The organism is Prosthecobacter sp. (assembly GCF_044227185.1).
Lineage (GTDB): Bacteria > Verrucomicrobiota > Verrucomicrobiia > Verrucomicrobiales > Verrucomicrobiaceae > Prosthecobacter.
Map to the genome: position 1 here is coordinate 610281 of NZ_JBGAFO010000003.1, position 24711 is coordinate 634991.

At 60.7% G+C, this 24711-nt stretch carries 20 protein-coding genes; 2 read left to right on the forward strand and 18 right to left on the reverse strand.

Translation table 11 applies throughout. The features are described 5' to 3' along the window. Window positions 1–61 precede the first annotated feature (61 nt). Window positions 62–1810 carry a sialate O-acetylesterase gene (locus tag ACILSQ_RS10320; protein WP_395743530.1) on the forward strand — a complete coding sequence of 583 codons (1749 nt, stop codon included), beginning with the start codon at window positions 62–64 and terminating at the stop codon, window positions 1808–1810. Window positions 1811–1819: 9 nt separating this feature from the next. Here ACILSQ_RS10320 and ACILSQ_RS10325 read toward each other — a convergent pair whose 3' ends face one another. The 17 genes from ACILSQ_RS10325 to ACILSQ_RS10405 all read right to left on the reverse strand — a co-directional run bounded on the left by ACILSQ_RS10325 (window position 1820) and on the right by ACILSQ_RS10405 (window position 23291). Beyond that, a complete protein-coding gene (locus ACILSQ_RS10325; protein ID WP_395743531.1) occupies window positions 1820–2497 on the reverse strand; it encodes a histidine phosphatase family protein in 678 nt (225 codons plus the stop codon). 57 nt (window positions 2498–2554) lie between these two features. Beyond that, a complete protein-coding gene (locus ACILSQ_RS10330; RefSeq protein ID WP_395743532.1) occupies window positions 2555–4168 on the reverse strand; it encodes a right-handed parallel beta-helix repeat-containing protein in 1614 nt (537 codons plus the stop codon). Window positions 4169–4186: 18 nt separating this feature from the next. Then, window positions 4187–5110 carry a prolyl oligopeptidase family serine peptidase gene (locus tag ACILSQ_RS10335; RefSeq protein WP_395743533.1) on the reverse strand — a complete coding sequence of 308 codons (924 nt, stop codon included), beginning with the start codon at window positions 5108–5110 and terminating at the stop codon, window positions 4187–4189. Window positions 5111–5131: 21 nt separating this feature from the next. After that, entirely contained in the window at window positions 5132–5884 is a 753-nt protein-coding gene (locus ACILSQ_RS10340) for an alpha/beta fold hydrolase (protein ID WP_395743534.1), read from the reverse strand. Window positions 5885–5915: 31 nt separating this feature from the next. Then, window positions 5916–7472 (reverse strand): sulfatase, encoded by a 1557-nt coding sequence (locus ACILSQ_RS10345; RefSeq protein ID WP_395743535.1) that lies wholly within the window; start codon window positions 7470–7472, stop codon window positions 5916–5918. A 48-nt stretch (window positions 7473–7520) separates the two neighbouring features. Beyond that, window positions 7521–9047 carry an arylsulfatase gene (locus tag ACILSQ_RS10350; protein WP_395743536.1) on the reverse strand — a complete coding sequence of 509 codons (1527 nt, stop codon included), beginning with the start codon at window positions 9045–9047 and terminating at the stop codon, window positions 7521–7523. Between the two features lie 141 nt (window positions 9048–9188). Further along, window positions 9189–10097, reverse strand: a complete 909-nt coding sequence (locus ACILSQ_RS10355; protein WP_395743537.1) for a carbohydrate kinase family protein — start codon at window positions 10095–10097, stop codon at window positions 9189–9191. Between the two features lie 77 nt (window positions 10098–10174). Continuing rightward, window positions 10175–11614 (reverse strand): sulfatase, encoded by a 1440-nt coding sequence (locus ACILSQ_RS10360; protein WP_395743538.1) that lies wholly within the window; start codon window positions 11612–11614, stop codon window positions 10175–10177. Window position 11615: 1 nt separating this feature from the next. Next, a complete protein-coding gene (locus tag ACILSQ_RS10365) occupies window positions 11616–13091 on the reverse strand; it encodes a sulfatase (protein ID WP_395743539.1) in 1476 nt (491 codons plus the stop codon). Window positions 13092–13099: 8 nt separating this feature from the next. Continuing rightward, window positions 13100–13930: a DUF1552 domain-containing protein gene (locus ACILSQ_RS10370; protein WP_395743540.1), complete on the reverse strand. Its 831-nt coding sequence runs from the start codon at window positions 13928–13930 to the stop codon at window positions 13100–13102. Beyond that, entirely contained in the window at window positions 13927–15360 is a 1434-nt protein-coding gene (locus tag ACILSQ_RS10375; protein WP_395743541.1) for a sulfatase, read from the reverse strand. Before ACILSQ_RS10375 ends, ACILSQ_RS10370 begins: the two co-directional genes overlap by 4 nt. 22 nt (window positions 15361–15382) lie before the next feature. Beyond that, on the reverse strand, window positions 15383–16621 hold the full coding sequence (locus ACILSQ_RS10380; RefSeq protein ID WP_395743542.1) for a serine hydrolase domain-containing protein: 1239 nt from the start codon (window positions 16619–16621) through the stop codon (window positions 15383–15385). Between the two features lie 12 nt (window positions 16622–16633). Further along, the gene (locus tag ACILSQ_RS10385) at window positions 16634–18367 is read right to left on the reverse strand and encodes a chitobiase/beta-hexosaminidase C-terminal domain-containing protein (RefSeq protein WP_395743543.1); all 1734 of its coding nucleotides are present in this window, start codon (window positions 18365–18367) and stop codon (window positions 16634–16636) included. After that, complete coding sequence (locus ACILSQ_RS10390) at window positions 18367–20166, reverse strand: chitobiase/beta-hexosaminidase C-terminal domain-containing protein (protein WP_395743544.1); 1800 nt, start codon at window positions 20164–20166, stop codon at window positions 18367–18369. Before ACILSQ_RS10390 ends, ACILSQ_RS10385 begins: the two co-directional genes overlap by 1 nt. 27 nt (window positions 20167–20193) lie before the next feature. Then, window positions 20194–21081, reverse strand: a complete 888-nt coding sequence (locus ACILSQ_RS10395; protein WP_395743545.1) for a sugar phosphate isomerase/epimerase family protein — start codon at window positions 21079–21081, stop codon at window positions 20194–20196. 8 nt (window positions 21082–21089) lie between these two features. Continuing rightward, the gene (locus tag ACILSQ_RS10400; RefSeq protein WP_395743546.1) at window positions 21090–21890 is read right to left on the reverse strand and encodes an SDR family NAD(P)-dependent oxidoreductase; all 801 of its coding nucleotides are present in this window, start codon (window positions 21888–21890) and stop codon (window positions 21090–21092) included. 3 nt (window positions 21891–21893) lie between these two features. Next, window positions 21894–23291, reverse strand: coding sequence for an FAD-dependent oxidoreductase (locus ACILSQ_RS10405; RefSeq protein WP_395743547.1), 1398 nt, complete (start codon window positions 23289–23291; stop codon window positions 21894–21896). 111 nt (window positions 23292–23402) lie between these two features. Here ACILSQ_RS10405 and ACILSQ_RS10410 point away from each other — a divergent pair, with 111 nt between their 5' ends. Continuing rightward, window positions 23403–24002 (forward strand): type II secretion system protein, encoded by a 600-nt coding sequence (locus ACILSQ_RS10410; protein ID WP_395743548.1) that lies wholly within the window; start codon window positions 23403–23405, stop codon window positions 24000–24002. Between the two features lie 6 nt (window positions 24003–24008). Here the strand turns inward: ACILSQ_RS10410 and ACILSQ_RS10415 are convergent, their stop codons facing one another. Then, window positions 24009–24686, reverse strand: coding sequence for a hypothetical protein (locus ACILSQ_RS10415; protein ID WP_395743549.1), 678 nt, complete (start codon window positions 24684–24686; stop codon window positions 24009–24011). Window positions 24687–24711 lie beyond the last annotated feature (25 nt).

Genomic DNA, 24711 nt, shown 5'->3' on the forward strand with positions numbered 1-24711 from the left:
TTCGCAACGATCTTCGCGATAGGCCGGGATTTCCAGATCGTTCTCAACCCGCCCAATTCCCATGAAATCACTCCCGCATCTCTTCGTCGTCGCCCTCTGCCTGGGGCTGCCCGCCAGTCTGGCGGCTGAACTTTCACTGCCGCATTTTTTCAGCGATCACATGGTGCTGCAGCGCGAGCGCGCGGCGGCGATCTGGGGAAAGGCGAATCCGAAGGCGGAGGTGAAGATCGAGTTCAAAGGCAAAACCGGAGCCGCCACTGCGGATGACAAAGGCCGGTGGCATGCCACCATCGAAACCGGCAAGGCTGACGCCCAGGGGGCGGTGCTCACGGTGAAGGCCGGTGATGACAGCGTGACGATCAAGGATGTGCTGGTGGGGGAGGTCTGGCTGGCCTCGGGGCAGTCAAACATGTTTTACACCATGAACCGGACGCCTGGGTATGCGGAGCTCATTGCCAAAGCCGAGCATCCGGGCCTGCGCATGTTCAATGCGCCGCTGGTCACGGCCGTGGACCCGCAGGATGACATTGCGGGCGAGTGGACATCCAGCACTCCGCAGTCCGTGCCCGGCTATTCCGCCGTGGCATTTTTCTTTGCGCTGAAACTGCACCAGGAGCTGGGCGTGCCGGTGGGGGTGCTGAAAACCGCCTGGGGTGGCAAGCCGGTGGAGACCTTCACCAGCCGGGAGGCGCTGAACACGCTGCCAGGCACCAAGGCGATGGTGGACAAGCTCATGGCGGACGCCGCGGCGTATGACCCTGCCAAGGCCAAGACTGCCTACGAGGCCAGTCTGGAAAAGTGGAAGGCCACGATGGCGGCAGCGAAGGGAAAATCCGCCGAGGAGCGCAGGCGCCTGCCGAAGAAACCCGCCGAGCCCAAACCACCGCTGGAGACCGAGGGCAAACCGGGTGTGCTCTTCAATGCGATGATCAACCCCTTTGCCGGTTACACGATGCGCGGCGCCATTTGGTACCAGGGTGAAGGCAATGCGAAGGCCGGAGCGGTGCCGTATGATCAGACGCTGCCGCTGATGATCAATGACTGGCGCAAGCGCTGGGGCGATGAGTTCTCCTTCTACTTTGTGCAGCTGGCGAACTTCCACGCGCCCTCCACCGCGCCGGGCACGCCTGATCCGTGGGCGCTGCTGCAGGATCGCATGCGCCATGTCCTGACTTCCACACCGAAGACCGGCATGGCGATCATCAACGACGTGGGCGAGGCGAATGACATTCACCCGAAGGACAAGAAGACTCCGGGAGAACGCCTTGCTCGCTGGGCGCTGGCGAAGGACTACGGGCGCGACATCATCTACAGCGGACCTTTGTACAAATCCAGCCAGGTGAAGGATGGTGCGGTGCGTGTGACCTTTGATCAGACCGGCGCTGGATTGAAGTCTCGCGACGGCGGCGAATTGAAGCGCTTTGAGATCGCAGGCGCGGATCATGTCTGGCATTGGGCAGATGCCAAAGTGGATGGCAAAGACAGCGTCATCCTCAGCAGCACCGAAGTGAAGGCTCCGGTGGCTGTGCGCTACGCGTGGGCGGCAAATCCCGAAGGGGCCAATCTCATCAACAGCGATGGGCTCCCTGCCTCTGTCTTTCGCACGGACGACTGGAATGACGTGGAAGCCGCTCCGCCACCCTCGGCGGCGGACAAGGCACTGGAGGAACGCCGTGCGCTGGCCACGGAGATCAAAACCTTGAACGCGAAGCTTCAGGGGATGGATCGCAAAAGCGCCGAAGCCGTGGAGCTGCGCAAAAAAGTGCAGGACTTGCTGACAAAATTCAAAGCTGGTGCGGCGAAGAAATAACGCGGATCGTTACTTCGCCCACCAGCTCGAAAGGCAGGCCTTGGGCGTGTCCGGCTTGATCAGCGTGTCCTCGGAGTAGTGAGAGGTGTCGTTGAAGAGCATCAAGCGTGCACGCACGGGATCCTTGAAATCCACGACATTCAGGGCCGCCGGGTTTTGATCCAGATTGTCCCGGTACCGCCGTGGATCGAATCCCAGCAGAGAGCTGAGCAGCAGGCGGATCGTCGCTTTATGTGAAACGACGATGATGGATTCCCCTTCATGCTGGCGCACGATTTCCATGAGAGCCGGCAGGGCGCGGGCTGTCACCGCGAGGCCGCTTTCTCCGCCTTCAGGCGCGAAGGTGTAGGGGTCTTCGTCCCATGCGGCAGCCTCCGTGGGGAACTGCTGCTCCACTTCAGCACGGGTGAGCTGCTCCCAATGGCCGTGTGAAATCTCTTTCAAACCCTCGCGCGGATGCACATCCAGCTCATGGGCGGCGGCCAGAATGCGTGCTGTCTCCATGGTGCGGTCCAGCGGCGACGCATAAACCGCCGTGACCGGCAAACCTTTGAGGCGCTGAGCCAGACGTCCGGCCTGGGAGCGGCCTTCATCCGAGAGCGGCACGTTGGTTGCGCCAGCAAAACGGTCCTCGGCGGTCAGGATGGTGGCGCCATGACGGATGAGATAAATGCGGGTGAGAGCCATGAAGCTGCCTATAGCACAGGGCACCCGCGCCTTTCGAGCGGATTCGTGTGCCGACTCCTATCGCCTCCCATGATTAAAATCCACCGGCTTGCTGACGGTGGTGGCGCCTGGATTGTTTTCGACCAGCGCCTTTTTGCAGGTGGGATCCACGACAATGGTGGCGGCCTTGTCTTGAAACGTGTTGCCGGTGAACTGCAGGTCGTGGCCGTTCGGCGCGAAAGTGACGGCTTCAGCGGGGGCGGAGTCGCCAAGGATGAAGATGTTGTCACGCACAATGACCGGCCCGTAGGTCGCTCCCGGCTCATAAATCGTGAAATAGAGCTCCGGGAACTGCCCCGGCTTTGCGGTGCGGTAGGCGATGCGGCCGCGCCGCATGTCCGGCTCGTTCTTCGTGGTGTTGTTCACGAAGACATTCCCCGTCATGATGAAATTGACGGGCTGGTTGATCCAGGCACCGCGGCCACCGTTGCGGAAGGTGTTTCCCGTCATCGTCACGTCTGTGCAGCTCTTTTCCACACTGATCACGCGGGAGCCGTTGGTGCCGTCCACGAGATTGCCGGTGATGGCGGCGTTCTGGCAGTACTCCGCCAGGAAAAACGCGCCCATGCGGCTGCCGAGGATGTGGTTGCTGGCAAAGATCACGTTACGGCAGCGCTGGATGTGCATCGTGTCGCCCACGGCGCTGAGCTGGCAGCCGGTGACGCGCACGTTCTTTGCCCCCACGATGTCAAAGGCCCCTTTTCCAGGGCCGCTGCCCGTGGGTGCATAGGCGCCCAGATAAGTGCCGCTGATGTTGAAGGCGAGGCTGCCGCCGCTTCCGCCTTCGAAGCGAATCGGCGCGCCCTTGGGCTGGTCGGCGATCTTGATGTGATCGGGGGTGGATTCGACCACAAAGTACTGCCGGCCACGGACGATGTTTTTTGGCAGATCCGCGCCCATGAAAGTGAGCGCTTCCTTGGGATCATCAGTTTCGCTGACGGCGAGCGGGCGGTTCGTGTTGTCAAACTTCACCAGATCTTCGCTGAAGGCCACTTCACGCACGAGATCGGTGCGGAAATACTTTCGGGCCCGCTCCACCTCCCAGGGGTCATAGGCCTCGGGGAAGGTCATGATCTGCCACAGGTAGCCGTAGTCCCACATGAACTTTCCGCTGCGCAGCAGGGTGCAGCTTTCCACCGCCACCCGTTCGGCATAGGCGGTGACCTCGCTCTCGCTGCGTTTTCCCACGAGGCCATGCACGCCGATCACCGCGCCGGCCATGCCGGAGGATTTCACCTCGCGAAACAGGATGTCATGCGTGCCGCCTTCCTTGCTGGTGGTGATCTCGATGCCCTTCGTGTTCGCATTCGGCTCCCAGAGGTTTTCCTTCTGCGCCGGGTCAAACACATGCCCCACAAACTCTCCTCCATGCCAGGTGAGGTGTGAGATGTCCTGGCCCGCAAACAGCACCACCCGCGCCTTGTCCGGCAGTGTGTCCGGCAGGATGAACCTGGCTCCGTGTGCGAAGACAGTCATGTTTGAAGCCAGGGGCAGCGGCTTCGCACCATCGAGATGATAATCACCTGCCGGAATCATCACCACGCCGCCTTTGGCCAGCAGTTCCGTGAGCACGGCTGAATCATCCGCCCGAACAGCGGTGGTGAGCAGGAGAAGGCAGAGCAGGGACTTCATGGCAGGATGGCGTGGATTTTATTTTTTCTTCACCGGTGTGCTGGGCAGGAACGTGACATCCAGCGTGAAGGCCTTGGCGGGTTTTTTGCCCAGCAGTTGCAGGTCAAACCATTCCACCATGCGCTCTGTGTCCTGCGGCATTTCCTGCCAGCCGCCATGCCCTGCGCCTTCGCGGATGACGAGTTCACACACCGCTCCTTCTTCGTGGCAGCGCTTCAGAAAACGCTGCGACTGGGTGATGGACACCTGCGGGTCGGCATCGCCATGCACGATGAAGATGGGCGGCTGGCCTTTATGAACCCAATAGATCGACGACAATTCACGGCCCAGGGCTGCGCGTCCCTCCTCGGTCGCCGCTTTCGGACCAAAGGCCGCGGCGTAGGCCGAAAGCCTGCCGATGCCCACGGCATTGTCTCCCGGCTCGAACCAGTTCAGATAATCGGTCGGCGGATAAAAGCACGCTACGGCATTCACCGCGCTGCTTTCGCGGTCAATCGGGTCGGCCGCCTTTGCATCTCCCGGGCCGCCACGCGTGGCCAGCATCAGGCTCAGATGCCCGCCCGCGCTGCTGCCCGTGACGCCGAGCTTTTGCGGATCCACACCGTAATCCGCCGCATGCGCGCGCACAAATCTCACCGCGCGGTTCAGGTCCGCCACGATCTCCTCCACCTGAAAGCGCGGCTGCGTGCCGTGAACCACCACGAACGTGGTGTAGCCCGCCTTGGGCCAGCCGCCGTCGTTGATGCCGTTGTGGTTCGACTTCCACCCGCCGCTGATGATTTTGATGATCCCCGCGCCGTTGGGCTTCCCAGGCTTGAAGACATCCATCGTCAGGGCCACGCCATCATGCTTGGTGTAGATGACATCTCGAATGCGCTCCGGCTCCTGGGCATGCAGTAAGGTGCTCAGCAGGACAAGGCAGGTGTAAAAAAGGTGTTTCATGGTCGGGTGCAGAGCAGTGCCCTACTTTTCAAAGGCCGCAATCGCCTTCACCACCTCATCTCGAAACTCCGGCTTCATCACGCAGGTGAGGTGGCCTGCCCCCGCGATCTTTGACACAGGCCAGCCGGGGCGGATATGCACGAGGGGCAGGACGTAGAGCTTCTCCACTGGATCCCAGTCTCCCACGATGATGGCGGCGGGCATTGTGAGCGCCTTCACCTCCGCCTCCCTCACTGCCAGGCGTGCCATGCCCTTCATGCAGGCGCTGCCGCTGCTGCCACCGATCAAACGTTCCCGCACGGGAATGTGCTGCCAGAAGCCCTGCAGCGCGCTGCCATCCTGCAGCCAGCCCATGCCGCAGAGCAGCAGGCCCTGCACGCGCTCGGGATGCAGCACCGCCGTCTTCAGCGCAATCATGCCGCCCATGGAATAGCCGGCGATGTGCGCCTTCCGGATGTCCAGGTGGTTCAGCAGCGACACCACATCCTCCACCATCGCGACTCCATAGTCTGCCTCCGTCTGCGGCTTGTCAGACTTCCCATGACCGCGGCAGTCCATGACAATGACGCGATGTTTCTGCGCCAGCGCCGCCGTGGTGCCGGGCAGGGTCCAGTTGATAGCGCCGCTGGAGTGCAGGCCATGAATCAAGACCACCGGAGTGCCGCTGCCCTGTACGGCGTAGAAAACTTTCACACCGCTGGAGGTGAACTCGTCCGCCCGCAGCCATGCAGTGGCAAGAAACACACAGATCAAGCTGAGGCAGATTTTCATCATGCGATGTAATGAGGAAAGCGGCCGGCTGGTTTCACTTTTTTTCCGGCAGCAGCCAGCGGTTCTGGATCTGATCCGTCTCCTGGCTGTTGATGAGCCAGTTCAGCAGCCGCGTGCGCAGATCAAATTCCACCTCACGTTTGTCCGTCTGCCCGGCGAGGTTTTTTGTTTCCAGCGGATCTGCCTGCAGGTCATAAAGCTCGGCATAGCCGGAAGGGTAATAGCAGTACTTCCAGCGCTCGGTGCGGACCATCTTGGCATCGGGATGGCGGATGCCGCCCACGCCCTGGCCTTTTTCAAAGGGCATGTCGTTTTTCCCGCCGGTGATCACTTCGGGGATGATGTTTTCGCTGAACACTTCCGTGTGCGGCTCGTAGGTCCGGCCCATGTCGGCGATCAGCGGGGCAAAGCTGCGGCCCTCCACTTCGCGGGGCTCGGGAAGACCGGAAAACTCGAGCAGCGTGGGCAGGAGATCGACGGTTTCGATGAGCTGGTCGTACCGCGCGCTTTTGATGCGGCCTGGCAGGCTCACCATGAAGGGCACGCGCACGGAGGGATCAAAGAAGCAGTTCTTGTCCGTGATGGCGTGCTCAAACAACTGGTCGCCGTGATCCGAACTGAACACGATGAGAGTGTTTGCCGCCCTGCCGGAGGCTTCGAGAGCATCCAGCAGCAGACCGATCTCGTGATCGACGTGAGTGATGGTGCCATAGTAGCTGCGGTAGGCCCACTCCAGGCGCTCGCGGTCCAGCTTGGGGCCGCCATGGCGCATGGCGAGCTTTTGCACGGGCAGCGGCAGATCTTTGACCGTCTCCAGACTGACGGTGGCGGGGATCGGAATCTCCACATCGTCATACATGGAGTCGTACGGTGCCGCGACTTCATAAGGCGAGTGCGGCTTCCAGAACGAGACGTAGAAGAAGAACGGCTGCTCCTGCTTCACCAAATCATTCAGCACGGCCCGGGAGCGTTCGCCGGTCCAGGCGGTGTCGGTCCATTTGAGATCCAGCACTGAACGATACGGGTTCCTGCCCGGAGCGATGTCCTTGGCTGTCGCCCGATAATAGGGCTTCAACTGGGGATTTTGCTGCCGCAGCCACTTCACGTAATCCGACCATAGGTCGGTAATGCCGGAGCCATCATGCAACTCGGCTGTCTCAAAGCCGGTGCGAAAGGCCTCCTCTTTGTTCGGCGGGTAGTAGTGCAGCTTTCCCACCGCGGCCGTGCGGTAACCCGCCTCCTTGAAACGGGCCTGCATCAGGACTTCATTTCGATCCAGCGGTGTGTAGTTCACACGGTTTTTATGCGAATGCGCATAACGTCCTGTGAAGAAACTGATGCGCGAAGGCACGCACACCGGCGAGGAGACAAAGGCATGGGTGAAATTGGCGCCGCGCGCCGCCAGACGGTCGAGATTGGGCGTCTTGATGAGCTTGTTGCCATTGGCCGCGATGCAGTCCCAGCGGTGCTGGTCGGTCATGATGAACAAAATGTCCGGACGTTTTGGGTTACGGGCCTCCGCAGCCTGAACGGAAGCAGGACAGGTGATCAAAGCGAGCGCACAGAGGAGAAGGTGAAGTTTTGCGGGCATGAGGGATTGGGAGAAGGAACGTAGGTGACGAATCTATCTGGCGCTTTCCTACGGCGCGGCGCCGGCACCGCGTCGGGCCTTCAGCAGGGCTTCCAGCTCCTGGAGGATCTCCGGGTGTGCTGCGCTGACATCCTGGGTTTCGCCGGGATCATCATGAAGATTGTAAAGCGCGCGCTGAAATTCCTTCGCGTGGGATTTGCGCATGTTCGGCGGGAGACGCTCCGCAGGCACGCCTTCGATCCATTTCCAGGGGCCCTTGCGGATGGCGAAGACGCCGTCATTGCTGTGGAGGATCATGTCACCACGAGATGGCGGCGCATTCGGAGTCCCCAGCAGCGCGGGAAGAATGTTCTGGCTGTCTTCGGCCACGGTGTCCCCAGGCGGCAGCTTTTCACCCACAACGGCCGCGATTGTGGCGAGGAGATCCACCACGTTCACCATCTCGTCGCAGACAGTCCCTGCTGGAATCCGGCCCGGCCAGCGTGCGATGAAAGGCACACGAAAACCACCTTCATAGATATGGGTCTTTCCGCTGCGCCAGGTGCCGTTCACCTTGAGTCCGGCAGCCACCGCCTGGGATTCGGGTCTTGCTGCATTGGCTGGCTCAAAGATGCCGCCGTTGTCGCTGGTGAAAATGACGAGCGTGTTTTCAGCGAAGCCGTTTTTCTTCAGGGCGCCGAGCACCTCTCCCACGCTGCGGTCCAGTTCATGAATCCAGTCACCGAATTTTCCAGCGGCGCTGGAGCCTTGCAGGTCCTTGGGTGGTGTGACCGGCTCATGCACGGCGACGGGAGTGTAGTACAGAAAGAAGGGACGGCCCGCCTTTTGTTTCCCGATCCATGCCACCGTTTTCTCAGTGAGCACAGTCATCACATGCTCGTCTTTGCGGTGCGGTGCATCGAGGTCCAGGGGCATTTTGCCACGCTTCTGCTGGGCTTCGCTTTCATATCCGGTGGCAAAGTGGTCATCGTCCGGAGCGGGGCCAGGAAGTTTCAAGCCGGCAGGGATTTTTCCGGAACGCAGGCCATAGACAAAATGATCCTCCACAAACACGCCGGTCACATCGCCATGATTCTGCGGGACGGAAAAATGGTGGTCAAACCCAAGCTCCAGCGGGCCTGGGTTGAGTTCTGCGGTGTAGTCGGTCCGCCATTTGGGATCTTTGCCCGGGGGGCCATAGCCGAGATGCCATTTGCCGATGGCGGCGGTTTGATAGCCGCGCGTCTTCAACATTGAGGCCATGGTGAGGCGGCCGGGCTCGATGTGCAGCGGCGCAAAGGTGCTGAGCGTTTCAAACTTCAGCGAGGTGCGCCAGCAATAACGCCCGGTGAGCAGCGCGTAGCGCGTGGGTGAACATACCGAGGACGGGGTGCTCGCATCCGTGAAGCGACGGCCCTCCGCCGCGAGGCGGTCGATATTAGGCGTGCGCACCAGCCTGGCATCCGCCCCGTAGCAGCCGGCGCTGCCGTAACCGTAGTCGTCAGCAAGGATGATGACGATGTTGGGCAGGGAAGGGGCCGCATGCAGGCTGGCGGCAAGAAGGCAGAGGCCGAAGAGGTGGAGAAAGGCTTTCATGCGAACAGTGGAACGCTTGCCGACAAGCGTCGAAATGAGAACGAGGGGGGATTTTTCACCGCATTGCAGATGCCTGCTGCACGGAGCGGCGAAGTCTTCACATCGCGGTTGATGTTGCAGACGACGCGGAGCGATGAACCTTCAAACATGCGCCAGCGCCTCCTTCACTTCGGTCAGGGTGGGAATGGACGTTCTGCCGCCTGCTTTGCGCACCGACAGTGCCGCCGCCATGGATGAAAACCGCAGCGCGTCGGGCAGAGGCATGCTGCAGAAAATGGCATATGCGAAAGCTCCGTGAAATGTGTCTCCTGCGGCGGTGGTGTCCAGGGCATGGGCTGGAAACGCGGGCAGTTCATTGAAGCCGTGACCCTCGTCATAGATCAGGCCGCGCTCCCCCAGTGTGATGATCGTCCGTGTGGCAAACTGCTTTCGTAAATCCACCAGACATTGGCGCCGGCTGGCATCGGCCTGCAAATCCGGCAGGCCCGTGGCCTGCAGGGCGAAGCGCTCGGAGGCTGCGAGATAGTTCACCCTGCCAGCCAGGGCGGCGGTGCCCTCGCGCCATGAGCCCGCATCCAGAATCGAGATGGCGTCTGGAAATGCCTCCATGGCAGCGAGCGAGGCCTCAAGCTCATGGCCGTCGAAAAGCAGCACTCGTGGCTTCAGCGGCAGAAGAGCAATGGTGTCCACGGATAAGAAGGCTCCCTTCTCCTTGCGATTGATGATGGTTCGGCTGCCGTTCTGCCGATTGATCAGGATCATTGACAGAGGCGTCAGATGTCCCGGGCGCAGCTCCAGCAGTGAGACATCAGTGCCGACAGAGACAAACTCCTCGCGAATGCGCCTGCCATGAGCGTCGTGGCCTGCCAGACCGGCGAATCCGGTGCGAAGTCCCCATGATGAGAGCAGCCACGCAGCGTTTGCCGCCGGTCCGCCGCAGGCCTCCAAAGACTCATGCGTTTCACACTTCGTATTTTCCTGCGGATGCTGGTCCACGAAGAAGCTGACATCACAGGCCGCATGACCGATGCATAAAACGTCAAGAGGCATGGGCGGCTGCTTCACTCAGGAATGCGGTGTTCGAAAGGGTGGAGAAAGTCACAAGCGGAGGCCGGCAGGGAGGAGGATCATTCGGGCAGCCTGCCAGGTTCGCGCACGCCAGTACCCTTCCGATTGAGCGTCGTGTCGCCGAGTTCGGCGAGGCACTGCTCGGCTTGTTCCAGCATCTTTTTAACCAGGTCCGGATGTTCCGCGGCGACATTGTGCTTCTCTTCCGTGTCGCTGACCATGCTGTAGAGCTCGGGCTCGGTGACGGGCTGTTTCATGTACTCGCCGGGCCAGCCGTCCATGCCGGGCTTGTGGCCGCCCAGGGTACGGTAGTTGTGCGGCAGCACGAGCTTCCATTCGCGTGTGCGCACGGATTCGAGCTCAGCGCCAGTCCAGCCGCCAAACGGGACGCCGTAAAAGAAATAGGCTTCATGCGGGTTTCTGGCATCCTTCGTGCCGGCAAAAAGCGGCCAGATGTCCTGCCCGTCAATTTTGTGCTCAGGCAGTTTTGCTCCCGTGAGGTTGGCCAGAGTGGGCAGCAGGTCGATGGCGCAGGCCATCTCCTTGCATTCGCTGCCGGCAGGAATGTGGCCCGGCCAGCGAGCGATGAAAGGCACACGCGTGCCTCCCTCCCAGGCGGTGGTTTTGCCCTCGCGGTACGGCTGCGCCGAGCCGCCGTGATTGCCGAAGAGCAGCCAGGGACCATTGTCAGACATGAACATGATCAGGGTGTCGTCTTCGAGGCCGTTCTTCTTCAGGGCGGAGAGGATCTCTCCGGTGCTCCAGTCGATCTCCGAGACGGCGTCACCGTAGAGGCCGCGCTGGGTGGTGCCGCGAAACTTTTCGCTCACTGCGAGTGGGACGTGCGGCATCGTGTGCGCCACATAAAGAAAGAACGGCCGGTCTTTGTTCCGCTCAATAAAACTCACCGCGCGCTCGGTGTACTGCTCCGTCAGCTTCTCCATGTCACGATGGCTCACGTCGGGGTTGATGACTTTGTCACCATCGTAGAGGGGCAGCGGGGGAAATTTGCCGGGCTTTTCCGGATGCAGCGGCCACTGGTCGTTCGAGTAAGGCAGGCCCAGCCATTCATCAAAGCCGCGATGCGTGGGAAGAAACTCCGTGGGTGTGCCCAGATGCCATTTGCCCACCATGCCGGTGGCATACCCCTTCTGCTTCATCATCCCGGGCATCGTCAGCTCCTTTTCATGAATGCCGAATTTGTACCAAGGCTCCATCGCCCCCTCGATGCCGACCCGGTTGGGGTAGCACCCGGTCATGATGGCCGCGCGCGAAGCGGAGCACACAGCCTGCGCGACGTGGAAATCTGTGAAGCGCACGCCTTCATGCGCCAGCCTGTCCAGGTTGGGCGTTGCAAAGCCCTTCGCGCCATACACTCCGACATCGGAATAGCCAAGGTCATCTGCCACGATGAGAATCACGTTGGGTGCACGCTCAGCCGCCTGGACGGACAGGGCGAAAAGGAGGGTTGGAAAAATCAGACGGGAGAAAAAGCGCATATCAGTGTGTTTTGACAGGGCGTTCGAAGGTCTTCAGCAGTACCTCATTGGGGCCGAGGCCGAATTCTGCGCGCAGCTTTTCGTCGGTCTTTTCATTGCGCTTCAGATCCTCTGCCGCGGTCTTGGGATCCTCGGGAACGGCCCCTTGGTCATTCGTGTCGGAGATCCAGGCATCGAGCTGCTGGCGCAGCCGCACCAGTGTGTTGTTTTGCGCAGGGTCAGCGGCGAGGTTGTGCAGTTCGAAGGGATCGTTTTGAAGGTCGTAGAGCTCTTCGGCAGGGCGTTCGGAGGCCATGAATCTGGCCTGGTCGGCGTTGAGCTTTCCTTCGGCAAAAAGCTGGCGCATGCGATTGTAGGTCGGATTCGTCAGCTCTGCGTAGGCCATGCGCTGCAGGTAGGGGCGCTGTGGCTCGTAATTGCGGACGAGTTTGAAACGCGCATCACGCACGGTGCGCACACGGTCAGGCGTGTCATCAATGCGGTCGCGGGCGCCGAAGATAAACGCGCGCTTCTTTGCCCCCGGTCCAAAAAAGGGAGCTCCATCAAGGCCCGTGGCATTCACCCCTGCCAGGGATAGCGAAGTGGCATGTACATCGAGAAGAGACACCAGGTCGTCATTGTGGCTCCCAGGCTTCAGCAGGGCAGGCCAGCGCACCATGAGCGGTACTTCAAACCCCTGCTCGAAAGGGAAATATTTGCCCCGAAAATCTTCTCGTCCGTGATCGGAGAAAAAGAACACCACCGTGTTTTCCCGCATGCCTTCGCTGTCGATCAGGCGCAGCAGCGCGCCGACTCTTTCGTCCAGCACCGCCACTTCGTCGAGATAAGCGGCCCAGTCGGCGCGGATGATCGGGTCATCGGCGAGATAAGGCGGGAGATCCACCTTGGCGGGATCGGTCGGGTCCTTGGCCGCGCGGTAGTAGGGGCGGTGAGTCTCGTGAAGATTTACCTGCGCATAAAATGGCTGGCGCGTCTTCAAATCGCTCCACTTCGCACTGTCAAAAGCCTTGCCGTTTTCAAAAAAATTCCAGTCGGTTTTGCCCGCACCATTGAAGCCGAGTTCCGGTGGCAGTGTGCGCACATTCGCGGTGAAGTAGCCTGCCTCACGCAGTCGCTCGGTGATCAGTCTCACCCCTGCGGGCCGCGTGAACTCCTTCGTCCGGTGGCTGCGGTGATTGTGCGCTCCGATGCGCGTCTGGTAGAGACCCGTCATGAAAGCAGAGCGCGAGGCGGAGCACACCGGACCTGTGGCGAAGGCATTCCGATACAGGCAGGACTCGGAGGCAAGATGATCGATGTTCGGCGTGCGCGCCGCATCGAGACCGTAGCAGCCGAAGTCTCTGCAGGCGTCCTCGGCAATGATCCACAAGATGTTGGGCTTTGAGGGAACTTCTGCGGCGCGTACTGTCAGGCACACTGCGAAGGTGAGCACGCAGATCATGAACTGATGCAGCGAAGGGCGGAGTCTTTTGCGCATTTGGCTTCTCATTTGGTGTGAAAGGTGGGCTGGATCTCATCGCGTCCGGACAGGCCCGGCTTGGGTTCATCCAGCGGCACTTTTGCCTTGGGCACGCCCAGCCATTGCTCATCCTTTGAGAGCCGGGTCTCGATGTCGCGGATGCCCTGGAAATACTCGTCCAGCTTGTCGTTGTCGGTTTGATTGAGACCGCGTTTCACACGCTTTGCGTCCGTCATCAGCGCATCAAGCACGCTGCGCTGCTGCGCCAGCAAAGCCTGCCGCTTCGCGAGCGGCATGGTCTCATCCGAAAACATGCGGTGGTAGGCCAGCAGCGGACTGTCAATTCCTGCCACCGGCTTGCCGCGGGCATCCCTGGCCAGCGACAGGCCGGGCCCATGGCCATTGGCCACACCGTCCGGGCTGCTGAGTTGGATCGAGGAAAAACGCGTGTTTTTGCCGAGCCCGGCGGCGATCACCTGGTCCGCGGAGATGCTGTTGTGAAAACTCTGGCCCGGCTCCGCATATCGGTTGGCTCCGGTGAGCCAGAAGGTGCTGCCCCAGTGCGCTTCATTGGCAAATTTGTTGGAGAGTCCCTGCACGATGGTGATGTCCTTCTGATGCCGCGCCAGCGGCGCCAGGCCCGGCGGCAGGGTGTAACTAGGGCCCGTCGTTTTGGCATCCGGCATCCACGTTTCCTCTGTCACGCCCCAGCCAAAGCCGAGAAAGATCGCGCGCTTCGGGCGTGCCGCAGGTGCTGGAGCGGCAAAGGCGCGAAATCCCAGGGACTCCAGCGCAGGCAGCGCAACGACGGTGCCGGTGCTGCGAAGAAAATGACGGCGGGTGGTGGTGGGTTTCATGGTCTGGCCTTTCCTTTGCCGGGTTTGAAGTCGGGATTGGGCACCGGCTCCGCAGCGTTGACCGCTGCGCGCCAGGCATGAAGCTGATCGCGCAGGGCACCGGCCTTTTCGGGCATCTGCTTCGCCATGTCGCGCTGCTCGCCGGGGTCATTACGCAGGTCGTAGAGCTCCAGATGCTGGTCTTCAAAAAACTCCAGCAGCTTCCAGTCGCCGGTACGCATGGCGCTCACCGGCGTGGTGGTATGGTAATAATGCGGGTAATGGAAATACAATGCCTCGCGGCCCAGCTTTGTCGCGGGCTGCTTCAGCAGAGGGGAAAGATCAAGACCATCGTTTTTTTCAGGCGGCAGGCCGGCGGCGCCCAGCAGCGTGTTGAAGAGGTCCATGGTGACCACGGGTTCGTCACACACGCCGGCCTTCGTGATCCCTGGCCAGCGGATGATCAGTGGGATGCGAATGCCGCCCTCATAGAGCGATCCTTTTCCGGAACGCAGCGGTGCATTGCTCGTCACCGGCATGTCGCGCCCGCCGGCTTTGTCAGAGCCGATGTAGCCGCCGTTATCACTGGCGAAGATGACGAGGGTGTTCTTATCAAGACCGCTCTTCTTCAGATGATCCAGCACACGCCCCACATTGTCGTCGAGGTTCTTGTTCATCGCGGCATAGACCCCGTGCTTGTGGTTCATGCCCTCGCGCAGCTTTTCATCAAAGTGCTTCACATCGGCCTCCTTGGCCTCGATGGGTGTGTGCACCGAATGATGGGCGAGGTAGATAAAAAACGGCTGCTCACCCGCGCGGTCCATCACTTTGATCGCTTCATCCGTGAGGCGGTCGGTCAAGTATTCGCCCGGCTTGCCAAACTCCAGGTGCGGCACATAGCGGAATTCGCTTCCGAAACGTCCGCTGCCGCTGTAGGGCCACCAGAAAGTCTGCGGTGCGCCCCAGTTCGTGCCACCGATGTTGATGTCGAAGCCATGGGCTTCCGGGTAATGCTGCCAGTCGCCCAGATGCCATTTGCCCACCAGAGCAGTGAGATAGCCGGCGTCGTGCAGATGCTTCGCAATCGTGGTCTCCGAGCGCGGCAGGTTCCAGATGGCCGGCGCATCGCGCAGTTTGCGGTTTTTGGGACCGCCCTCCTGCGCGCCTTCAGACCAGATGGTGAAATGCAGCCGCGCTGCATGCTTGCCCGTCATCAGGGTCGAGCGCGTGGGCGAGCACACCGACATGGCATAGGCGTTGGTAAAGCGCACCGATTCGGCTGCAAGCTGGTCGATGCGTGGCGTCTCGTGCAAATCCGCGCCATAGCAGCCCAGATCGCTCCAGCCCATGTCATCCACGAGGATGAAGAGGATGTTGGGGCGCCTGCCCTCCGCCTGCAAGAACTGCGGAAGAAGCAAAACGGAGAGACCTAGGATGAGCAGCAGTTTCATGGTGGATCCCAGGGCAACGTCGTCAGGGGCGATTCTTTTCAGCTTTGCCAAAGGCCGCCACCGCCGCCTTCATGAAGCCGCCGTACATGATTTTCTGCTCCTCGCCGGTCATGTCGAAACGCTCGACGAGAATCACCATGGCCAGCCCGTTTTTTGGGTCGATCCACATGGCGGTGCGGCGTGCGCCGCGGTGGCCGAAGCTGCCGACACTGGGGCCTTCGTCATCCTTGAGCTTGATGGAAAAACCAACGCCATAAGCCGAATCAGGGCTCACCGGGGTGTCGCCCGTCTGAATGGAAGACAATTGCTTCACAGCATGCTCAGAGAGAAAGCGCGTGCCATTCAGAGAGCCCCCGCTGAGCAGCATGCGGCAAAAGGTTCCCACATCAGACGCGGTGGAAAAGAATCCCCCGGCGGGTTCGCCATAGTGTTTGGCGTAATTGAAGGCGATGCCCGCTCCCATGTCTGCGGTGATGGCACGCGGCACATGCACGCCTTCGCTCCATTTGTCGATGATGCGCTGCTCCACATCCTTGTCCTGCTTGATCTCTTCCAGGCCTTTTTTGTCAGCTGTGAAGCGCGCGGTGTGCGCGAGGCGGGACGCCTGCTCTTTATTCGGCCAGAAGGTGGTGTCCTTCATGCTGAGCGGATCAAACAAGCGCTTCTGCATGAAGTCAGAGTAGCCCATGCCACTGATGACTTCGATGATGCGGCCTCCGGTGTTGATGCCGCAGTTGTTGTATTCGTACTTGGTGCCCGGCTCCTGGCGCAGAGGGTATCTGGCATAGAGCCCCACGTTTTCCTGCAGGGACTGGGTCTGCTTCAGCCCTTTCTCATTCGCCAGCACAAGTCCGCTGGTGTGGCACATCACTTCGCGCACGGTGATCGGGTGCTTCGGTGGATGCAGCGAGCCATCGGCAGCCTTCACCTGCTGCCCTTTGAATTCGGGGAGAAACTTTTCCACCGGATCATCCAGGCTCACCTTGCCCTCGTCCACGAGCATCATCAGGGCGGCGCCTGTGAGAGACTTGCTCATGGAGGCGATCCAAAAAACTGCATCTTTGCGCATGGGGGTCTTGTTGATGAGGCTGGCGCAGCCAGCGGCCTCAAGGTCGAGCACCTTGTCTTTGCTGGCGACCAGCGTGACCACGCCGGGAGCGATGTGCCCGTCCACCAGAGACTGCAGCACAGGCCGGAGAGGGCTCTCCGCATGTGAAAGCGTTGCGAATGCGAGAAGGCTGATAAATGCGGGGATCTTCATGGGGGTGGAGTTTTATGGAGAGGTGACGGCGCTGTCCGCCATGCCGCTTTTGTAGGCGATGGCCTTGATCTGAATGCCCGGCTGCGGAGTGATTTTGCCGCAGTAGATGTAACCATGCGTGCGTGTCGGGGTGGAGCCGTCGAGTGTGTAGCGAAACCACGTGCCGGGTGTGGACGAAGAAAGCGTGAGGGTTTTGCCGTCGCTGCCAAACTGTGGGCTGGCGCATTCGTTCTTGCCATCTTCATACAGGCCGCAGTCAGGGTAATTTTTCACCACGTCCCAGGCGAGCTGCTGCAAGGCGGCGGCCTGCTCCGCGGTGAGGCTGGCATTCACAGGCGGCATCTTCCCAACCGGAGACTCCCCGTAGAAGGCAGCATACCAGACCATGCACAGCAGGTAGCGGCCGGCATCGCCGGGGTGGACGTTGTCGTAAAACATGATGGGATCGAAATCGCGTGCAGCGAGGCCAGGGATCAGTCCCTGCTCCAGCCGGTTCTTGAGATGCACCACGGCGAGTGTGCAGGGCAAAATGCGCACGCGTTTGCCTGCTTTGCTGATTTCGGAGACTTTGGTTTGGATGGTCTCGGTGCTCATCATCAAAGCAGCACAGGCTTCTTCATAGGTGGTGAAGGGCGGCACCCACCCGTTGAACCCCGGCCTGCGCGAAGGCCACTCGGAATAAATCCACGGCTGCACCTGCGGTGACTTGGTGCGAATGAGCTCGAAAAACAGCGCGTCATGGTTGGCCTCATTGGCGAGATCGGCATCCGTGAAGCCCGGCAGGCGTGGCTGCACCGAGAAGTGATCGATGACGGGCATCGAGGCGATTTCCTTGTCCCAGTCGGCCTTGCTTTTGGTCTGGGTGTTGTTCCAGATGGCTGTGGTGTTGCCGCCGTCTTTCAGCCAGGAGTGGAAGTCGTGTGTCCGGCCGGCAGCACGGGCGTAATTGGGAAAGGGCAGCAGCGAGGCGGTAAGGCTGTTGCCCACATGCATGGAATGAAAGCCGGCCTTTGCGGCGATGCCCGCTGCATAGGTGCCGCTGGCCACGGGGCTCGGGGGCAGGCCTTCTTTGAATGCCACTGCAAAGACCGTGGAAAGCCGGTCCAGGTGGATCGGCTTGTCGTAGACGAGCCCGCTGTCAGGCCCCGGTGTGCCATCAAACGCATAGCGGATCACAGCGCCGGGTGTGTTGCAGCTTAGTTTGAGGTCAAGCGGACCGCTGGTCTTCACCGCGTTCGCTGGTGGATCCATTCGTGGCGTTTGAGCCGTGGCCAGCTCGCCAACATCCACGCCCACAAATTGTCCGTCGGCGATGTCCGAGTCGAAATAGGTGTCGGTTTTCTTGTCAAAGGCGCGTGGCCAGTTGTGCAATCCCTTCCAGCCGAAGGAGCCGAAGGTCTTCCCCAGCAGCAGCCGCTGGCCAGAGTAAAACTCCAGCTCCGCCACTTCGCCGTGAGATCCCGGCGGCGCTTCGTAGCGGACCCAGCGGTAGAGCCTCGTGTTTGAAAAAGTGACCTCACTCCACTGACCTGCCAAGGGTGCGGTGGCGATGGTGGCAATCGGTTCGAAGCCTTCGCGGTCGGAGACATTGGAACCGCTGATCTTCCCACCGGCCATCGCCTGTTCCATTCCCGCTGCAGGGAAATAGCGGACGCGGTTGACCGGCAATGCGGCAGGCTCAGCCGCTGCGCATTGCCACGCCAAAGCCGCCGCCACCAGAAGGTGTCTCACATGGCGTGTGTTCATCATTGCATCTCCACGGGTTCGCTGTCTGCCATGCCGCTTTTGTACGCGACCGCCTGCACCTTGATGCCAGGCTGCACGCTGATCGCACCGCAGTACACATAGCCACGCGTACGTGTGGGTCTGGTGCCATCGAGCGTGTAGCGGAACCAGGCGCCGGACGTGGAAGATTTGAGCGTGATGATCTTGCCGTCGTTGCTGAATTCCGGTTTGCCGCAGGGCTCCTTTCCTTCTTCATACAGGCCGCAGTCGGGGTAGTTCTTCACCACATCCCAGGCGAGGCGTTCGATGATCCTGGCCTGCTCCGGCTTGAAAGTGGTTTCAATAGGAAGCGTTTTGCCCTCCGGCGCTTCACGGTAAAAAGCGGAATACCAGGTGAGATCCACCAGATACGCACCGTTCGCCGAATTATGGATCGGCCCGCTAGCAGGATGCACCTGGTCATTGAAGAGCAGCGGATAGAACGAGCCAGGCTTTACGCCGGGAACCTGATTGTGATCAATCATGTTTTTAATCCAGCCCATGGCCAGTGCGCTGGGGATGATGCGCGCCGGTTTGCCATCTGCGATCTGCGGGTTCAGCCGGTGCTGCAGTTCCTCCACATAGAGCAGCATGGCGCTCATGGATTCCTCCCAGGTCAGCGCGGGGAAGGTCTTCTTCATCTGGTAGCTCGGCACGGCGCCCTGGTCGCTCGGGCGCGCGCGCTTCATTTCCACCCACTCGCAGTAAAGCCACGGTTGCAGCTCCGGCGACTTCTCGCGGAATTTGCGGATGAAGCTGATCTCGGCGGCGATCTCCTTGTCCAGATCGAAATCGCGCGGCTGAAGGGTGATGAGATCCACCTTGCCAATCTTGCTCCAGTAGTCGTCCCAGCTTGCGGTGCCGCGTTTCAGCGCCTGCGTCTCCTTGGCATTCGCCAGCTTGTCATTTTTGTAGTCACCCGTCGCCACGGCCCAGTTCTCGCGTGTCAGCGCACCGGGGCGCAGGAACGATTCCTGATGGTGCGCATAGCCCGCCGTGCGCGCATAGCGCCAGAAGCCCCCGCAGGTGCCGGTGAGGCTGTTGCCCACATGAGCGGTGAAGAGCCCCGGCTTTGTCTGCCCCTTCAGCAGATACGTCACCGGCACCGCCAGGCTCGGCGCTGCGCGGTTGGGATCGATCGTGACCGCTGTGATCGTGGTGTTCTTCTCCACATGGATCGGCTTGGTGTATGTCTCTCCATGCTCGGCCGTGGGCGTGCTGCCATCCAGGGTGTAGCGGATCACGGCGTCACGCGGTCCGCTTAGCTTCACATCCGCGGGCTGGTCCAGATCGCTCCCCGCTGGTGTAAACCCAGGACGGCCTGGCGTGGCGGTGGCAAACAGGTCAAAGCCGATCGCGCTTTCATTCACCGCATCCTTGCCTTCAATGAAAGGGGTGAAAATAGCACCCCTGTTTTCGTTGCCTGCGAGAAGCTGGTCTCCCGCATAGACCTCCACCTTTCCCATCTTCACCGTCGCACCCGCAGGCATGGAAAGACGCACCCAGCGGTAGAGCTTCGCGTTGTCAAACTTCACCTCGGTCCAGGCCTTGGCGGCAGGGGCATCTTTGACCGTCGCCAGAGTGACATAACCTTCCGTGCGCGAACTGTTGGAGCCTTCGAGCTTCGCTCCCACCATGGCCTGCTCCGTTCCGGGAAGAGGCTCGAATCGCAGGCGGTTGCAGGCGGGGAGGGGCTTGTCCGCGCCGAGTGCGGCCGCGGTCAGCCAGAGTGAGATGAGCAGGGAGAGGCCTCCCAGGTGATGGGTTGGGTTTGTTTTCATAAACAAAAGGGTGATGTGGCGGAGGGACTACTGCGGCCAGTGGAGGGCGATCTTCTTTTTCAGGAACTCCACGCTGCGCGCGAGCTGCTCCATGCCATCCACACCGTCTTCGATGCTGATCCAGCCGTTGAAGCCTTTGCTCTTCAGCTCGGTGAAGATGGCGTCATAATCATTGAGTCCTTTGCCGATCTCGCCATGGCGCAGGCGCTTCGCATAGCCGAGCGCGCCGCCTTCTTCTTTTCGCAGGTCTTCGATGGTGCCTTCGGCAAGGTAACGGTCGCTGGCGTGCATGGTCACCACGCGATGAGACACACGCTTCAGCAGCTCAATCGGATCCTCGCCCGCGAGGTAGGTGTTCGAAGGATCGTAGTTCACCCCGAAGTTCGGATGGTTCACCGCATCCACCAGCTTGCAGAAGACGTCCATCTTCTGCGCGAATTCGGGATACTCCCAGAAGTCATCCTTGTAGTGGTTCTCAATGATCAGCGTGATGCCCCGCTCCTGCGCATAAGGCAGGCAGGCGTAGATCGATTCAGCAGCGAGTTTGACACCTTCATCAATGCTCAGCTCCGGGCGGCGCTGACCGCTGAGCACGCGGCAGTAGGAGCCACCGAGCGTGTGCGTCATGTCGATCCAGCGCTTCTGCTTGGCGATCTCCTTCTCGCGGAAGGCGGCGTCCGGGTGCGTGAAATCGGGCGAGCAGCACATCATCGGGATCACCTTGCCGGTGTCCTCGACTTCCTTGCGGAAGCGCGGCCAGTTTTTCTCATCGGCCATTTCAAGGAAACCGGCGTACCATTCCAGGCCCTGAACATCGAGCTTGGAGGCGAGCTGGATCCATTCGGAGACGGTCATGGTTCCTTCTTTGCAGAGGGCCTGCATGAAGGCTTTGGGGAAGGCGGCGAGCTTGGGCATGGTGGGTGTTATTTGGAAGGAATGGTGGAGGCGTCTTTCGGCGGATTGCGGCCGATGAAGGGATGCTGCTCCAGGTCAAAGACCTGGCCGCTGACCGGGCCGCACTCGTCGGCCAGCAGCCACGCGGCGCAGGCGGCGATCTCGTCGGGCCAGAGGATGCGTCCGGCGGGGGCGTACACCTTGGGCAGGTCGGCATACCAGTCCTCGCGCAGGCCGTGCTCGCGTTTGCGCTTGGCTTCGTTTTCCGTCAGCACCCAGCCGGGATTGATCTGGTTCACGCGCACGCCGTTTTCACGCATCAGCGTGTCGCCCAGGTTGCGGGTCAGGGTCATCAGCGCGCCTTTGCTCACGCTGTAGGGCATCAGGTTGGGCTCGCCGCTGTAGGCGTTCACGCTGCCGATGTTGATGATGCTGCCATGCGTTGCGCTCAGATGCGGCAATGCGGCACGGGTGATCAGGTAGGGGACCACACAGTTGATCTCCAGCATGCGGCGGAACCACGCGCCGTCCGTGGTCTGGATGTTGCCCGTGCCTACCTGCGCGGCGTTGTTCACCACCGCATCCAGTTTGCCAAAGGCCTTCAGCGCGGCATCTACCAGAAGCTGCGGGGCCGCCTCGTCCGCCAGATCCTTGATCACGAGTGCGGCATTTTCCGCGCCGAGTTCGGCCACGGTCTGCTCTCCCAGATCCTGCTCCAGGCCGTGGATGATGACCTTGGCTCCTTCTGCGACGCAGCGTTTGGCGATGGCCTTGCCGATGCCAGTGACACTGCCGGTGACGATGATGACTTTGTTTTGAAGACGGGACATAGTTTAGGAATCAGTAAAAGGTCCGGCATTCTGCCGGGCGAGCGCTTCACGCACGCGCTGGCCATTTAGCGAGGCAACGGCGGATTTCTCGGTCAAACTCATGGCGGCCGCACATCCCGCCGCCTCTCCCAGGGCCATGGCGGTCACGGTCACGCGGGTGGACGCGTGCGCGCCACGCGTGGCGCTGTGGCAGCGGCCTGCCACGAGGAGATTCTCGATCTTCTGCGGCACTAGCGAGCGATAAGGGATGTCATAAGGCCCGGGCTGCACTTTCTCAGGATTGAAGTCATTCGCACTGCCCACCACGGTTTTGTTCGGGTGCAGATCCAGATACCAGCAGCCGGTGGCGATCGCGTCGTCAAACCGGCGGCCCTGCATCACCTCCTTCTCATTCAGCACATGCTGGCCGATCAGGCGGCGCGACTCACGCACACCGATCCACGGATACGCTTCGAGGAAATAGGAATCCGCAAAGGCAGGGATGTCGCGCTTCCATGCACGGTGCATGGCCAGCGCATCGGCACGCCCCTGCATCTCAGCGCGGCTCAGGTCGGCGGCATCGGTCGGGTTGGCTGGCACGCGCACACCGTGGATGTAGATCTCATCATTGGCATACATGAACATCACTCCCGGGCCGTAGAAATGCGGCAGCTCGCCAAGCTCCTGCGCTTTCACCAGCGCAGCACGGCAGAGTTTGCCGATGTCCGGCGCCTTCTGCACTTTGCCGATGCGGAAATGCAGCGTCAGAGGCTGCACCTCGGCGCTCTGTTCGGTCGGTGCGCCTGCCCAGGCGGCCACATCGGCGTCTCCGGTGCAGTCGATCACCACCTTGGGCTTGATGCGGACCAGCCCGTCCTTGTTGGCGACCACCACCGAGGTGATGCGTCCATTGGACGACTCCGCATCGCAGGCGAAGGAATTGAAAAGCACGGTCAGCCTGTCACCGCAGGCCTGCAGCTCGCGGTCCAGCAGCACCTTGAACTCAAAGGTGTTCGGGATCGTGGGGTTGTGCGGCTTGATTTCCTTCGCGTCCGCCTTGCACACGCCTGTCTTCGCCAGCAGTTCCAGCGCGATGCCACGCACCACCACGCGGTGCGTCTTGATGTCCGAAATACCGTCAAAATACGGCAGGCCCACGCTGGTGATGATGCCGCCGGCAAAGGGGGCCTTTTCCACCAGCAGCGTCTTCGCGCCATTGCGTGCCGCTCTTAGCGCCGCCGCCGTGCCTGCGCAGCCGCCGCCGCACACCAGCACGTCCGTCTCGATCTCGCGCATCGGCGCCTTGGTCATCACCTGATCTGCGGCCAGCGTGGATGCAATGGGCGTCATCGCCGCGGCGGCAGACGCCTTCACAAAGGAGCGCCGTGTGCGTTGATCGCTGCTGGTTGGGCTGGGATTCATGGCTGTGAGCATAACGGAGGCATGCCTGGCACTTCCACGACAAAGTCTGTGCGAAATGCGTCAGCATTTTTGTGCTTGGGGAAATACCGGCCTTCAGGATATAATTTCACCATGAAAATCGCCCGTCTCAGCCGTGGTTTCACGTTGGTCGAACTGCTCGTCGTCATCAGCATCATTGCCCTCCTGGCGGCCTTGGTGATCGGCAGCGGAAATGGCGGATCTTCCAAACGACAGATCACGCAAAGCACCAGGCAGGCGATCGAGGCCGCCTTGGAGCGCTATCAGACGCAATATGGCGAATATCCCGAACCTGTGAACACCGAGGAAACGGCTGAGCTCATGCCCGGAAAAGTCTATCGGATCGGCGCCGCCAGATGCCTGTATCAGGCGCTGACAGGAGACGGCAGCGACGCCATCAAGGGAATTGGGAACAATTCATCGGACGGAAAAGTCGGCCCGGAGGAAATCAGGAATGTCGTCATGCAGGATTGGCCGGAGGGCATGCGGCGCAAGGTGGGCGGCAGCTACTTTCTCGTCGATGCCTTTGGTCACCCGTTTCAGTACATCAAAGCCGACAGCGAAAAGAAAAACACCATCAATTCCAGCTACGACCTCTGGTCCTATGCGGAGGACGAGAAAAACATCATGGCCAAATCCAAAGACACCGAGGCCAATGCCAGCCTCGGTGCCAGGTGGGTCAAAAACTGGTGAGTCCGCTTACTTCGCCACGCCCTTGATGCTGAAGTCGTCGTAAATCACGTCAACACGGTTGGTGGTGAGGCTCACGACCGTTTTGTGATCATGCGCCACGCCAGGGGACTGGAAAGTGCTGACGACCTTGCCGTCGATGCTGGTTTCGACCACGTCGCCTTGGGTGCGCACGGTCAGTGTGTGCCATTCTTTGAGTGATACCGTGGTGGGCACAGACTTTGTCCACTTGAGCATGTTGGCCTTGTCCTCGGCGGTGAGCGTAGGCGGAACCGCCTTCTTGCGTTCATAAATGTCGTTGCTGAAGGTGCCGGCTTTGGCATCGGCCACCACGACTGCCTTCGGATTCACCGAGATGCTGCAGATGTGCCCTGCGTGCGAGCCTTTGTAGTCCTTGTCATCCAGCCAGATGTTGAAGCCCTTGGCCTGATCGCTGACGAACTGGAACTTCACCGACACTTCCAGATCTGTCTCTGGGGCGATCCGGATCACATCCACCGCCGCATGATCCGACTCCGGCGCGGTGATACCCACCAGGACGCCACCTTTGACCACACTGGAGCTCTTGTAGTGCCCCCAGGCCTTGCCGAAGCCGTCGGCGTTAAAATCGTCGGAGAAAATGACGCGCGGATAATCAGCGGCAAAAGCTGCCGTGGAGAGCAGGGCGAGGCAAAGAAGGGATTTCATGGCGGGTGTGGAATGAGAGAGGCAA